General features: G+C 58.2%; 13 protein-coding genes. 8 read left to right on the top strand and 5 right to left on the bottom strand.

The window, feature by feature from the left end; genetic code table 11:
• The first annotated feature begins 59 nt into the window (after positions 1 to 59).
• From araG to otsA, 4 genes are all read left to right on the top strand, one after another.
• Positions 60 to 1,574 carry an L-arabinose ABC transporter ATP-binding protein AraG gene (gene araG, locus AC6CWS_RS15095; RefSeq protein ID WP_032453398.1) on the top strand — a complete coding sequence of 505 codons (1,515 nt, stop codon included), beginning with the start codon at positions 60 to 62 and terminating at the stop codon, positions 1,572 to 1,574.
• 14 nt (positions 1,575 to 1,588) lie between these two features.
• Complete coding sequence (gene araH, locus AC6CWS_RS15090) at positions 1,589 to 2,569, top strand: L-arabinose ABC transporter permease AraH (RefSeq protein WP_023290266.1); 981 nt, start codon at positions 1,589 to 1,591, stop codon at positions 2,567 to 2,569.
• A 161-nt stretch (positions 2,570 to 2,730) separates the two neighbouring features.
• Complete coding sequence (gene otsB / locus AC6CWS_RS15085) at positions 2,731 to 3,519, top strand: trehalose-phosphatase (RefSeq protein WP_023290265.1); 789 nt, start codon at positions 2,731 to 2,733, stop codon at positions 3,517 to 3,519.
• A complete protein-coding gene (gene otsA, locus AC6CWS_RS15080) occupies positions 3,494 to 4,918 on the top strand; it encodes an alpha,alpha-trehalose-phosphate synthase (protein ID WP_032453397.1) in 1,425 nt (474 codons plus the stop codon). The genes otsB and otsA overlap by 26 nt, the downstream gene beginning before the upstream one ends.
• A gap of 23 nt (positions 4,919 to 4,941) precedes the next feature.
• On the opposite strand, the gene uspC is transcribed toward otsA, so the two are convergent.
• Positions 4,942 to 5,370 (bottom strand): universal stress protein UspC, encoded by a 429-nt coding sequence (gene uspC, locus AC6CWS_RS15075; RefSeq protein WP_004203433.1) that lies wholly within the window; start codon positions 5,368 to 5,370, stop codon positions 4,942 to 4,944.
• A 351-nt stretch (positions 5,371 to 5,721) separates the two neighbouring features.
• Here uspC and AC6CWS_RS15070 point away from each other — a divergent pair, with 351 nt between their 5' ends.
• Together AC6CWS_RS15070 and bglB are read left to right on the top strand one after the other, a co-directional pair.
• Complete coding sequence (locus tag AC6CWS_RS15070) at positions 5,722 to 7,305, top strand: MFS transporter (RefSeq protein WP_065881137.1); 1,584 nt, start codon at positions 5,722 to 5,724, stop codon at positions 7,303 to 7,305.
• A gap of 4 nt (positions 7,306 to 7,309) precedes the next feature.
• Complete coding sequence (bglB, locus tag AC6CWS_RS15065; RefSeq protein WP_044523994.1) at positions 7,310 to 8,449, top strand: beta-galactosidase BglB; 1,140 nt, start codon at positions 7,310 to 7,312, stop codon at positions 8,447 to 8,449.
• A 60-nt stretch (positions 8,450 to 8,509) separates the two neighbouring features.
• Here bglB and argS read toward each other — a convergent pair whose 3' ends face one another.
• A complete protein-coding gene (gene argS, locus AC6CWS_RS15060; protein WP_117124432.1) occupies positions 8,510 to 10,243 on the bottom strand; it encodes an arginine--tRNA ligase in 1,734 nt (577 codons plus the stop codon).
• 236 nt (positions 10,244 to 10,479) lie between these two features.
• Here argS and AC6CWS_RS15055 point away from each other — a divergent pair, with 236 nt between their 5' ends.
• Positions 10,480 to 11,049, top strand: a complete 570-nt coding sequence (locus AC6CWS_RS15055) for a VOC family protein (RefSeq protein ID WP_023290260.1) — start codon at positions 10,480 to 10,482, stop codon at positions 11,047 to 11,049.
• A 76-nt stretch (positions 11,050 to 11,125) separates the two neighbouring features.
• Positions 11,126 to 11,869: a copper homeostasis protein CutC gene (cutC, locus tag AC6CWS_RS15050; RefSeq protein ID WP_065881142.1), complete on the top strand. Its 744-nt coding sequence runs from the start codon at positions 11,126 to 11,128 to the stop codon at positions 11,867 to 11,869.
• 80 nt (positions 11,870 to 11,949) lie between these two features.
• Here cutC and cmoB read toward each other — a convergent pair whose 3' ends face one another.
• Genes cmoB through AC6CWS_RS15035 form a run of 3 tightly spaced genes read right to left on the bottom strand, consistent with a single transcriptional unit; the run spans position 11,950 to position 14,129 of the window.
• Entirely contained in the window at positions 11,950 to 12,954 is a 1,005-nt protein-coding gene (gene cmoB / locus AC6CWS_RS15045; protein ID WP_498256412.1) for a tRNA 5-methoxyuridine(34)/uridine 5-oxyacetic acid(34) synthase CmoB, read from the bottom strand.
• Complete coding sequence (cmoA, locus tag AC6CWS_RS15040; RefSeq protein ID WP_004203422.1) at positions 12,951 to 13,694, bottom strand: carboxy-S-adenosyl-L-methionine synthase CmoA; 744 nt, start codon at positions 13,692 to 13,694, stop codon at positions 12,951 to 12,953. Before cmoA ends, cmoB begins: the two co-directional genes overlap by 4 nt.
• 39 nt (positions 13,695 to 13,733) lie before the next feature.
• Positions 13,734 to 14,129, bottom strand: a complete 396-nt coding sequence (locus AC6CWS_RS15035; protein ID WP_065881144.1) for an MAPEG family protein — start codon at positions 14,127 to 14,129, stop codon at positions 13,734 to 13,736.
• Between the last annotated feature and the right edge of the window lie 19 nt (positions 14,130 to 14,148).

The following is a 14,148-nucleotide window of genomic DNA, read 5'->3' as shown; positions in this document are numbered from 1 at the left end:
AGCCCGGTTGAACTGGCCCCCGCCGCGGCGGGGGCTGAGTGCAGAAGAGCGGAGTCGTTATGCAACAGTCTACCCCTTATCTCTCATTTCGCGGCATCACCATGACGTTCCCTGGCGTAAAGGCCTTGTCCGATATCAGTTTTGACTGCTACCCAGGACAGATCCACGCGCTGATGGGCGAAAATGGCGCAGGCAAATCGACGCTGCTGAAAATTCTCAGCGGTAACTACATCCCCACTGCGGGTCACCTGCAGATCGGCGGTCAGCAGATGGCGTTCACCAATACGATGGCGGCGCTCAACGCCGGCGTGGCGATTATCTATCAGGAGCTGCATCTGATCCCGGAGATGACCGTCGCCGAAAATATCTATCTTGGCCAGCTGCCGCACAGAGGCGGCATCGTCAACCGCTCGCTGCTCAACTACGAGGCCCGCCTGCAGCTTGAGCATCTGGGGCTGGATATAGACCCGGAGACGCCGCTGAAGTATCTCTCCATTGGCCAGTGGCAGATGGTGGAGATAGCCAAAGCGCTGGCGCGTAACGCCAAAATTATCGCCTTCGATGAACCGACCAGTTCGCTCTCTGCCCGGGAGATCGACAACCTGTTTCGCGTTATCCGCGAGCTACGGGAGGAGGGGCGCGTCATCATCTATGTTTCACACCGGATGGAAGAAATTTTTGCCCTCAGCGATGCCATCACCGTCTTTAAAGATGGCCGCTACGTCTGCACCTTTGATGATATGCCGAGCGTCAGCCACGACGCGCTGGTTCAGGCGATGGTGGGACGCAATCTGGGGGATATTTACGGCTGGAAACCTCGCCCCTACGGCGAAGAGCGGCTGCGTCTGGAGGAGGTGAAGGCCCCGGGCGTACGCACGCCGGTCAGCCTCTCGGTGCGCAGTGGCGAAATCGTCGGCCTGTTTGGGCTGGTGGGCGCCGGGCGCAGCGAACTGATGAAAGGTCTGTTCGGCGGGACGCGGATCACCGGCGGTCAGGTGTATATCGATGGCCAGCCCGTCGACATTCGCAAACCGGCCCAGGCCATCCAGGCCGGGATGATGCTGTGCCCGGAAGATCGGAAAGCGGAGGGGATTATTCCGGTTCACTCCGTGCGCGACAACATCAATATCAGCGCCCGGCGCAAGCATATCCACGCCGGGTGCCTGATCAACAACGCCTGGGAGGCGGACAACGCCGATCAGCATATCCAGTCGCTGAACATTAAAACGCCGGGCCCGGAACAGCTGATCATGAACCTGTCTGGCGGCAACCAGCAGAAAGCGATCCTGGGCCGCTGGCTGTCGGAAGAGATGAAGGTGATCCTGCTCGATGAGCCCACCCGCGGTATCGATGTCGGCGCCAAACATGAAATTTACAACGTGATATATGGCCTCGCCGCCTCCGGTGTCGCCGTGGTATTTGCCTCCAGCGACCTGCCGGAAGTGCTGGGCGTCGCCGACCGCATCGTGGTGATGCGTGAAGGGCAAGTCGCCGGCGAACTGCTGCATGAAGAAGCCAATGAACAGCAGGCGTTAAGCCTTGCGATGCCAAAAGTGAGTCAGGCTGTCGCCTGAGTAAGGAGTAAATGATGTCATCAGTGACTACGTCCGGCGCTACCCGCTCTGCCTTTAGCTTTGCCCGTATCTGGGATCAGTTTGGCATGCTGGTGGTGTTTGCGGTGCTGTTTATCGGCTGCGTAATTTTTGTGCCTAACTTTGCCTCATTCGTCAATATGAAGGGGCTGGGGCTGGCGATCTCGATGTCCGGGATGGTGGCCTGCGGTATGCTCTTCTGCCTGGCCTCCGGCGATTTCGACCTGTCGGTGGCGTCGGTTATCGCCTGTGCCGGGGTCACTACCGCGGTGGTGATTAACCTGAGCGAAAGCCTGTGGCTGGGGATTGCCGCCGGTCTGCTGCTGGGGGCGATCAGTGGCCTGGTCAACGGCTTTGTCATTGCCCGCCTGAAGATCAACGCCCTGATCACCACGCTGGCCACTATGCAGATTGTTCGCGGTCTGGCCTACATTATCTCCGACGGTAAAGCGGTGGGGATCGAAGATGAACGCTTCTTCACCCTCGGTTACGCCAACTGGTTTGGTCTGCCGGCGCCGATCTGGCTGACGGTCGCCTGCCTGGTGGTTTTCGGATTATTACTAAACAAAACCACCTTTGGCCGTAATACGCTGGCTATAGGCGGCAATGAAGAGGCGGCGCGTCTGGCCGGGGTTCCGGTGGTGCGCACCAAGATTATTATCTTTGTGCTCTCCGGTCTGGTATCGGCCGCGGCGGGGATCATTCTGGCGTCGCGGATGACCAGCGGCCAGCCGATGACCTCGATTGGCTATGAGCTGATTGTTATTTCGGCCTGTGTGCTGGGCGGGGTATCGCTGAAGGGCGGGATCGGCAAGATCTCCTACGTGGTGGCCGGGATCCTGATCCTCGGGACCGTGGAGAACGCGATGAACCTGCTGAACATCTCGCCGTTCTCACAATACGTCGTGCGCGGGGTCATCCTGCTGGCGGCGGTAATTTTTGACCGCTACAAACAAAAAGCCAAACGTGCGGCCTGATTTCAGGCATAACTTTTAAGTCTACAGAGTAATTACCGCCAGCGCCCGTTTCGCTGGCGGTATCTATCAAAAATGGCGAGGTTGGTCACACTGTCTATACTTACATGGCTAACATATAATTAACAACCAGCTTCGGCTGGCCATGATAAGGAGGAAACAGGGTGGATAACCAGATATCTGTACCGCCTGCGCTAACCGGAAACTACGCTTTTTTCTTTGACCTCGACGGTACTCTTGCCGATATCCAGCCGCACCCCGATCAGGTGGTGATACCCGACAACACGCTGCAGGCGCTCAACGCGCTGGCCCGGCAGCAGGGCGGGGCGGTGGCATTGATTTCAGGGCGCTCAATGTCTGAACTTGACGCGCTAACCCATCCCTGGCGGCTACCGCTGGCCGGTGTTCACGGGGCTGAACGCCGTGATATCAATGGTAAAACCTATATTGTCTCTCTGCCGTCGGCTCTGCGCGATGAAATCGCGGCTGAGCTGACCTCGGCGTTGCAGGCGCTCCCCGGGTGCGAGCTGGAGAGTAAAGAGATGGCCTTCGCGCTCCACTACCGCCAGGCGCCGCAGCAGCAGAGCGCGGTGCTGGAGCTGGCGCAGCGCATCGTTCAGCGCTACCCGCTGCTGGCGCTACAGCTTGGCAAGTGCGTAGTGGAGATTAAACCCCGCGGTGTCAACAAAGGGGAGGCGATCACCGCCTTCATGCAGGAAGCGCCGTTTGCCGGTCGCGAACCGGTTTTTGTCGGCGATGATTTGACCGACGAAGCGGGATTCAGCGTGGTTAATCAACTGCAGGGAATGTCGATAAAAGTGGGCGCCGGGGAAACCCAGGCGCACTGGCGGTTGGCGGATGCCGCCGCCGTAAGGACGTGGTTGCAACATCTGGCGTATGACGCGCAAACCGAAAGGAGGGATGACCATGAGTCGTTTAGTCGTAGTCTCTAACCGTATCGCCTTACCGGACGATAAAAAATCGAGCGCTGGCGGTCTGGCCGTCGGCATCCTGGGGGCACTGAAAGCGGCAGGGGGTCTGTGGTTTGGCTGGAGCGGCGAAATTGGCGATGACCAGCAACCGCTGAAGCAGGTCTCCCGCGGAAATATTTCATGGGCGTCGTTCAACCTTAATGAGCGTGACCATGATGAATACTACAACCAGTTCTCTAATGCCGTGCTGTGGCCGGCCTTCCATTATCGTCTTGATCTGGTCAGCTTCCAGCGCGAAGCCTGGGAGGGATATCAGCGAGTTAACGCCATGCTGGCGGACAAGCTTCTGCCGCTGATCGAGCCAGACGATACGCTGTGGATCCATGATTACCATCTGCTGCCCTTCGCCAGCGAACTGCGCAAGCGTGGGGTCAACAACCGGATCGGCTTCTTTTTGCATATTCCGTTCCCGACGCCGGAGATTTTTAACGCGCTACCGCCGCACGCTGAGCTGCTGGAGCAACTGTGCGATTACGACCTGCTGGGCTTCCAGACCGAAAGCGACAGAACCGCATTTCTTGACAGCATTGCCATGCAGACCCGACTCTCCGACCTCGGAGACAAACGCTATCAGGCGTGGGGTAAGGCGTTCAGCACCGAGGTTTATCCGATAGGGATCGATCCGGACGAGATTACGCGCAACGCCAAAGGTCCGCTGCCGCCGAAGCTTGTCCAGCTGAAAAACGAGCTCAAAAACGTGAAGAATATCTTCTCGGTGGAGCGGCTTGACTACTCGAAAGGGTTGCCGGAGCGGTTCCTCGCCTATGAGACGCTGCTCGAAAAGTATCCTCAGCATCACGGCAAGATCCGTTATACCCAGATCGCACCGACCTCCCGCGGCGATGTGCAGGCCTATCAGGATATCCGCCACCAGCTGGAAACCGCATCCGGGCGCATCAACGGCCAGTTTGGCCAGCTTGGCTGGACTCCGCTCTACTATCTGAACCAGCATTTTGACCGTAAGCTGCTGATGAAGGTCTTCCGCTACTCTGACGTCGGCCTGGTGACGCCCCTGCGCGATGGTATGAACCTGGTGGCGAAGGAATACGTGGCGGCGCAGGATCCGGATAACCCTGGCGTACTGGTCCTGTCGCAGTTTGCCGGCGCGGCGCAGGAGCTGACCAGCGCCCTGATCGTCAACCCCTACGATCGCGACGAGGTTGCCGCCGCGCTGGATCGCGCCCTTAGCATGCCGCTGGCGGAACGTATTGCCCGTCATTCTGCGATGCTGGACGTGATCAGAGAAAATGATATTCATAACTGGCAGGCGCGCTTTGTCGACGATCTGCAGCATATTTCACCGCGCAGTGAGGAGAGCCGCCTGCGGGGGAAGATAGCCACGTTCCCTAAACTGGCCTAGTTCAGGAAAAGGGCTAACCGGCGTTAGCCCTTTTCAAGGGAAACCAGCAGGACATCGACGCCGCAGCTGCCGACAATATTTTTCGCCGAGCAGGTGGCGCGCGAAAAAAGGGAATGGTTATGATTGCCGCAGATCACCAGATCGACCTGGTGCGACCGGCAGAAGTCCTTAATATGATGGCCCAGTTCGCCGCAGGCGATGGTCATTTTCTCTATCGGGTAGTCCGCGTGACGCGCCAGCTCGTTGAGAAAATCACGCGTCTCTTCCTGCATCACCTCGCGCAGATTTTCCATCATCGGCGCAGCGAACTGGTTATACAGCTCCGGATCCGTGGCGAGGGTGATAAAGCTCACTTTCGCGTTCACGGGCCGGGCAATCGACACCGCTTTTTTAATTAATACCTGACTCTCCGGCGTTGGCGCGACGGCAACCAGCAGATGTGAATAAGGCATCTGACCTCCTTGAGATACGCGGAATAACCCTTTCTTCCTTCTTTACTCCTGTTTACCCGGCTGCGCAAGGGCCGATCCCGGGATTTGCGAGCCTCTTCGCCAGTCGGTGTTTTTCCGGTTAGATCACAATGGTGAACCTGTCTTTTGATTTAAAAGAAATGCCGTTTTATAAATGAGTGAAGTGAAGACCTCATCTCTTTGTCATTTTGCCACCGGCGGCGGTTGCGTGGCAAAAGCACAAAGGTAACCTCGTTTCGCTGCTTTTAGTGTAGCCAGGTACCCACTCCCTTCCGGTGGCAAATCCGGAAAGATTGTCGGCGTTCTCTTAAAAAAAGACACAGGATCACGGCGATGAAAACACGAAAGATTGGACTGGCTAACTACCTGGCCTACGGCGCGGGCGATTTTCTCGGCGCCGGCACCACGGCGCTAACCGCCGCATGGCTGCTCTACTTTTACACCACCTTCTGCGGACTCTCTCCGATAGAAGCCACGCTGATATTCGCTTCCGCCCGCGTACTGGATGCGGTGGTGAGCCCGCTGATGGGCTTTCTCACCGATAACTTCGGCACCACCTGGCTCGGCAAGCGCTTCGGCCGCAGAAAATTCTTTATTCTGCTCGGCATCCCGTGCGTATTCAGCTACTCGGCGATGTGGGTTGGCGAGATGGGCTTCTGGTACTACCTGCTCACCTATCTGCTGTTTGATATGGTCTACACCATGATTCTGGTGCCCTACGAGACGCTGGTGCCGGAGATGACCGATGACTTTAAACAGAAAACCAAATTCTCCGGCGCGCGCATCTCAATGGCGCAAATGTCGGCGATTTTAGCCTCCTTTCTGCCGGGGATCCTCCTTACCTGGCTCGGCAAAGACAATGCCAGCTCGTTCTTTTATGCCAGTCTGGTGTTCTCGGTCCTGTGCGCGGTGATGCTGACCTTCGTCTGGTGTTTCACCTGGGAGCGTCCGCGTGAGGCCTGGTCAGAGGCGGCGCTGCGGGCGGAAGCGGAAAAACAGAACTTAACCCTCGCCCAGAGCCTCAATCGCCTGGTGATTGAGCTGAGCTCCACGCTGCGGATAAAAATTTTCCGCCAGCACCTCGGCATGTATCTGGGGGGCTATATCGCCCAGGACGTCTTCAATGCCGTGTTCACCTATTACGTGGTCTTTGTTCTGATGCAGGAGGCCTCTGTCGCCTCGAATCTGCTGGGGACGATGGCGATTTTCCAGTTTATCGCCGTGATCGCCATGATCCCGCTGTGCATTCGCTTTGGCCCCGCGCCGTCGTACCGCATGGTGGTAGTCCTCTTTGGCCTGAGCTCGCTCTCCTATGCGCTGCTCTATTACGCCGGACTGAGCGACGTCTATTCGTTATTGCTGCTCATCTCTGCTGTCGCCGGACTGGGACGCGGCGGGATTAACTACGTACCGTGGAATACCTACACCTATATTGCCGACGTCGACGAAGCGATCACCGGCCAGCGCCGGGAGGGGATTTTTGCCGGCATCATGACGCTGACCCGCAAAGCCTCGCAGGCGGGGGCGGTGATGCTGGTGGGCATCATCATGCAGTTGTCCGGGTTTGTCTCCGGGCAAAAAATTCAGCCTGCAGGGGTCAGCCATACCATTTTGCTGATCCTCAGCGTCGGCACGCTGGTGGTCTTAGCCTGCGGCTTCCTCGTTTCGCTGCGCTTCAAACTCAATCTGCATACCCACAGCGTCCTGCGCAGCGAAACTCTAAGAATGCGCGAAAGCGGTCACGCCCAGCCGGAACTGACCAGTGCGGAACACCGCGCGGTCGTCGAGATGCTGGCGGGGATGCCCTACGACTGCCTGTGGGGAAATAACAATATTGGCTACCTGAATCGTCATAAACCTGCTGCCCCGGCGCTCACCCAGGGCGGCGCTTTGAATTCGACATATACCCGAGGTTAACAACATGAAAGTTTGGCCGGTCAAACATAGCCCATTACTCTGTCAGCCTGAGCGTTTTATCGCCCGTAGCGAACTGCAGGCGCTCATCCGCAACGTGACGCAAAACCTGGTGAATATTAAGGATGAGAGCGGGCAATTTTTACTGCGCCTTGATGACGGGCGCGTTATTGATACCAAAGGCTGGGCCGGCTGGGAGTGGACCCACGGCGTCGGGCTGTATGGCATCTATCAGTATTATCAGCAAACCGGCGATCTCGAGATGCGCGATATCATTGACCGCTGGTTTGCCGACCGTTTCGCCGAGGGGGCAACGACCAAAAACGTCAACACCATGGCGCCGTTCCTGACCCTGGCCTGTCGCTTTGAAGAGACCGGATGTAAGGCGTATCTGCCGTGGCTGGAGAGCTGGGCGGAGTGGGCAATGTATGAGATGCCGCGTACCGAGCAGGGCGGCATGCAGCACATCACCCTGGCGGAAGAAAACCACCAGCAAATGTGGGATGACACCCTGATGATGACCGTGTTGCCGTTAGCCAAAATTGGCAAGCTGCTTCACCGTCCGCAGTATGTGGAGGAGGCGACCTATCAGTTCCTGCTCCACGTGCAGAACCTGATGGACCGGGAAACCGGGCTGTGGTTTCACGGCTGGAGCTATGACGGTCGGCATAACTTTGCCCGGGCGCGCTGGGCGCGGGGCAACAGCTGGCTCACTATGGTGATCCCGGATTTTCTTGAGTTAGTGGATCTCCCGGAAGGGAATGCGGTACGGCGCTATCTGACCGAGGTGCTGAACGCGCAAATTGCCGCCTTAGCGAAATGTCAGGACGATAGCGGCCTGTGGCATACCCTGCTGGACGACCCGCACTCTTATCCAGAGGCCTCGGCGACCGCCGGCTTTGCCTACGGCATACTCAAAGCGGTGCGCAAGCGATATGTCGGGCAGCACTATGCCGGGGTGGCTGAAAAAGCGATTCGCGGAATTGTGCAGAATATTTCGCCGCAGGGGGAACTGCTGCAGACTTCCTTTGGCACAGGAATGGGGTCAGACCTCGATTTCTATCGCCAGATCCCGCTCACCTCGATGCCCTACGGCCAGGCGATGGCGATCCTCTGTCTGACCGAGTATCTGCGCAAGTATTTCTGAGCAGGAGACCCCGCAGGCGCGGCGCCTGAAAAAACTAACCCGGCTTTCGCCGGGTTGGTTTTACATACGCTCGACGGTTTCGATACCGAGGGTATCGAGACCCAGCTTGAGGGTTTTCGCCGTCAGCAGCGCCAGCTTCAGGCGGCTGTTGCGGGTCGCTTCGCTTTCCGCGCTGAGGATCGGGCAGTGCTCGTAGAAACCGGAGAACAGGCCCGCCAGATCGTAGAGGTAGGCGCACATCACGTGCGGCGTCCCTTCGCGAGCGACCACGGAGAGGGTCTCTTCAAACTGCAGCAGGCGCGCGGCCAGCTGGGCTTCGCGATCTTCCGCAATCACCACCGGCGCGTCGGTGAGGGCGTTTTCGTCAATGCCGGCTTTGCGGAACACGGAGAGCACGCGGGTATAGGCATACTGCATATACGGCGCGGTGTTGCCTTCGAACGCCAGCATATTATCCCAGTCGAAAACGTAGTCGGTGGTGCGGTTTTTCGACAGGTCGGCGTATTTCACCGCGCCGATACCCACCACTTTCGCCAGATTTTCCAGCTCATCAGCGGACATCTCCGGGTTCTTCTCGGCCACCAGGCGACGCGCGCGCTCCAGCGCTTCGTCCAGCAGATCCGCCAGCTTCACGGTGCCGCCGGCGCGGGTTTTAAACGGCTTGCCGTCTTTACCCAGCATCATGCCGAACATATGGTGTTCCAGCGGCACGGAGTCCGGCACATAGCCTGCTTTACGCACGATGGTCCACGCCTGCATCAGGTGCTGGTGCTGACGGGAGTCGATGTAGTAGAGCACACGGTCGGCGTGCAGTGTTTCATAGCGATACTTCGCACAGGCGATATCGGTGGTGGTATAGAGGTAGCCGCCATCCTTTTTCTGGATGATGACGCCCATCGGTTCGCCTTCCTTGTTTTTATACTCATCAAGGAACACCACGGTGGCGCCTTCGCTCTCGACGGCCAGCCCTTTGGCTTTCAGATCGGCGACGATCTCCGGCAGCATCGGGTTGTACAGGCTTTCGCCCATCACGTCATCGCGGGTCAGCGTCACATTCAGGCGATCGTAGGTGATCTGGTTCTGCGACATGGTGATGTCCACCAGCTTACGCCACATCTGCAGGAAGTACTCATCGCCGCCCTGCAGCTTAACCACGTAGCTGCGCGCGCGCTCGGCGAAGGCTTCGTCTTCGTCGTAGTGTTTTTTCGCTTCGCGATAAAAACCTTCGAGGTCGGCCAGGGCCATCTCGCCGGCGTTTTCCTGCTGCTGTTTTTCCAGATACGCGATCAGCATGCCGAACTGGGTGCCCCAGTCGCCGACGTGGTTGGCGCGGATCACCTTATGGCCCAGGAACTCCAGGGTACGGACCGAGGCATCGCCAATGATGGTCGAACGCAGATGGCCGACGTGCATCTCTTTCGCCACGTTTGGCGCCGAATAGTCGACGACGATGGTCTGTACCTGCGGCGTGGCGACGCCCAGGCGTTCTGACTGCAGCGCGCGGTTGACGTTGTCCGCCAGGAACGCGGGGTCGAGGAAAATATTGATAAAGCCCGGCCCGGCGATTTCAACCTTGCTGGCAATGCCGTTGAGGTCAAGATGAGACAGTACCTGCTCTGCAAGTTGTCGCGGCGCCATGCCCAGCTTTTTGGCGACAGCCATCACGCCGTTGGCCTGATAGTCACCGAACTGAACTTTTGCTGACTGGCGGACCTGAGGTTCGCAATCGGCAGGCGCGCCTGCCGCGATCAGGGCCTGGCTGACTTTTTCTGAGAGAAGAGCCTGAATATTCACCGGAATACCTTACGTGTAATGCGCCAGCCCCCGAGGGAGACGGCGCCGGAATGTGGACAAATTAGGGCGGGAGTATACTGCATTTGTCCCCGTCCGTCAGCATCGCGCGCGGCCCGGCGGCATGGGCAATCCATCGTCGGTCGGTCACGCAGCGGCAGGGTGGCGGTTGGTCCGCGGCCTAAAACACGGTAGATTAGCCTTTTTATTATTGATGAACATAAGTGACGAGCAAACCCATGGCGAACTGGCAGCAGATTGAACAACTGGCCGATATTACGGCGGATCTCCCGCGATTTTCCGATGCGCTACAGCGCTTCGCTGCGCGACTGGGACTGGAGATCGGCGGACTCGACGCCGACCATATCTCCCTGCGCTGTCATCAGAACGCCACCGCGGAGCGCTGGCGCAGTGGGCTGGCGCAGTGCGGAACCCTGCTGTCGGAGAATATGATCAACGGTCGGCCTATCTGCCTGTTTAAACTGGCGGAGCCGGTCTGCGTGGCGCACTGGCGCTTTCATATCGTTGAGCTGCCGTGGCCGGGTGAAAAGCGTTATCCCCATGAAGGCTGGGAGCATATTGAAATTGTCCTGCCCGGCGATCCGGCTACCTTAAATGCCCGCGCTCTGGCGCTGCTGGCCGATGACGGACTCAGCCAGCCGGGGATCGTCGTCAAAACCAGCTCGCCGAAAGGGGAACATGAGCGTCTGCCGAATCCCACCCTGGCGGTCACCGACGGCAGCGTGACGGTCAAATTTCACCCATGGTCTATTGAACAAATCGTCGCCAGCGAGCAAGCCGATACGTAACAGTGTGAAGCCGCGCGGCGTCTGCCGCGTGAAATCATGACATGCTGAGAAGGTTGTCTGGATCAGGGAGTGAGCAATGGCGGTACTGGAAGTTTGTTGTTACAGCATGGCGTGCGCCCGGGAGGCTGAGCGCTGCGGCGCCGATCGTATTGAACTCTGCGCCGCGCCGCAGGAAGGGGGACTAACACCCTCTTACGGGGTGCTGGTCTCGGTCCGCGAGGCGATTACCCTCCCGGTGCATCCGATTATCCGCCCGCGCGGCGGCGATTTCTGCTACACCGAAGAGGAGTTCGCCGCGATGCTTGGCGATATCCGCATGGTGCGGGAGCTCGGCTTTCCCGGGCTGGTGACCGGCGTGCTGAATGCCGATGGTCAGGTCGATATCCCGCGGATGAAAAAAATAATGGCTGCGGCCGGGCCGCTGGCGGTGACCTTTCATCGCGCGTTCGATCTGTGCGCCGACCCGCGTCAGGCCTGGGAGACGCTGGGTGAGCTGGGGGTTAAACGTATCCTGACTTCCGGTCAGCAATCCTCGGCGGAGAAAGGTATTTCATTAATTACGGAACTTATTGCCGCAGGGGATACTCCAATCATTATGGCCGGTGCGGGAGTGCGCGCCGCGAACCTGCCGCTGTTTCTGCAGACGGGGGTGAAAGAGGTTCATAGCTCTGCAGGCCAGTGGTTGCCATCGGAAATGCGCTTTCGTCATCCAGGCGTTTCGATGTCAGCCGATCCCGATGCGGACGAATACAGACGCTACGCCGTCAATGGCGCAGCGGTAGCGGAGATGAAAAAGATAATTTCCGCTGACAGAAGTTAAACGGTTTTTGCTGCACATCATGTCGCCCAATATGATGATTGCCCGTACCAGGCCCCTGCCCATTAAACAGGGGCCTTTTTTTATCTCGCTTTCTTTGCCAGTGACTGCTGCGTTTCCGGTTTGGTGGCGATAATCACCGCGCGCAGCGGCGCCGGATAGCCTTCCACGGTTTTGCGCCGATCCTGCGGGTCGAGGAAATCGGCCAGCGATTCGCTGGTCATCCATTCGGTGCGCCGCTGCTCTTCCGTCGAGGTGACGCAGGCGTCGACGATGCGCACATCGATAAACCCGCACTTCTCCAGCCACATTTTCAGGGCCGCCGCGGAGGGAATAAAATAGACGTTGCGCATCTGCGCATAACGGTCGCCCGGAACCAGCACCGTATTTTCATCGCCTTCGACCACCAGCGTCTCCAGTACCAGCTCGCCACCCGGCGCCAGCTGATCTTTCAGCTGCCACAGGTGGTCCAGCGGCGAGCGGCGGTGGTAGAGCACGCCCATCGAGAACACGGTGTCAAAGGCCTCCAGCGCCGGGAGCTGCTCGATGCCCAGCGGCAGGAGATGCGCCCGCTGGTCGTTGCCAAGCAGCTTACGCACCGCTTCAAACTGGCACAGGAACAGCTGGGTGGGATCGATGCCGACCGCCAGATGCGCGCCCGCGCCGATCATCCGCCACATGTGATAGCCGCTGCCGCAGCCCACGTCGAGGATGGTCCGTCCGCTAAGATCGGACAGATGCGGCAGGACGCGCTCCCATTTCCAGTCGGAGCGCCATTCGGTATCGATGTTGATGCTGTACAGCGAATAAGGGCCTTTGCGCCATGGCATCAGGTTTTTAAGCAGGTTTTCTACCCGCAGCCGATGGCCTTCGCTGAGCGGCGTTTCGCTTTCGGCGGTGACGCTGTGCAGGAGGTCCAGACGCCAGGGCGTTAATTCCGGAAGAAACTCAACGGCGCGCTCCCATTCGCGAAACTTGCCGTGCAGGGCCTCGCGCTGCCAGGCGGCTACCTGGGCAGGCAGCGTCTCCAGCCAGTGAGACAGCGGGCTTTTGGCGATCAGCTGATAAAAGTTACTGAAGTCGATCATGCCTGCTCCCCGGATTTTACTGCCACCAGCGAGCCAAAGTTAAAGCACTGGAACCACAGTTCAGCATGTTCGAACCCCGCCTGACGCAGGCGTTTTTTATGGGTTTCCACAGAGTCGGTCAGCATCACGTTTTCCAGCATGCTGCGTTTCTGGCTAATCTCCAGCTCGCTGTAGCCGTTCGCGCGCTTAAAGTCATGATGCATATTGAACAGCAGCTCACCGACGTGGGCGTCTTCGAAGCTGAATTTCTCCGAGAGCACCAGCGCGCCGCCGGGATTCAGCCCCTGATAGACTTTATTCAGGATCGCCTGACGATCGCCCGGCTCAAGGAACTGAATGGTAAAGTTCAGGATCACCAGCGAGGCGTTTTCAATGGCCACATCGCGGATATCCCCTTCAATCACCTCGACCGGCGTCGGCGCTTTATAGGCGTCAATATGGCGACGGCAGCGCTCCACCATCGCCGGGGAGTTGTCGATGGCGATAATGCGACATCCCGGATGGCTAATATTGCGGCGCACGGAGAGGGTGGCGGCGCCCAGCGAACAGCCAAGATCGTAAACCTGGGTGTGGGGCTGAACGAAGCGCTCGGCCAGCATGCCGATCATCGAGATGATATTGGAGTAGCCAGGCACAGAACGCTGGATCATATCGGGGAAGACTTCAGCAACCCGTTCATCAAAGGTCCAGTCGCCGAGGCTGGCAATCGGCGCGGAAAAAAGCGTATCGCGGTGAGACATAACGTTAAACCCGAAAAAACGAAAACGGCGTATTGTGCGCTAACGGAGGGAGAAAACCAACTCCCAGGGCATATACCAGAGATTGGCCAGCACCATCAGCAACAACGCGCACCAGGTGGCGCTCATGCCGGAGCGGCGCCAGTGGTAGACGCGGTGATGAAAACCCCAGGAGTGCATCAGTCGTCCGACGGTCAATAAAATGCCGCAAACGTGCACCATCCAGGTCTGGGCGCCGTTCATCTCCATAAATAACAGTAAAATGAGGCCAATCGGCACATATTCGACGGCATTGCCGTGAACGCGGATGGCGACCTGCAGTTCGCTGAAGCCGCCGTCGCCGTAGCCTACATGGTATTGGGTGCGCAAACGCACCACGTCAAATGAGAACTTCACTAACAATAACGCACCTAAAACGGCATACAGCGCGCTGACCATACGAAAACTCCCTTTAACT

It is taken from the genome of Klebsiella sp. M041 (assembly GCF_059759695.1).
This window is presented reverse-complemented; position numbering and strand designations above follow the sequence as displayed.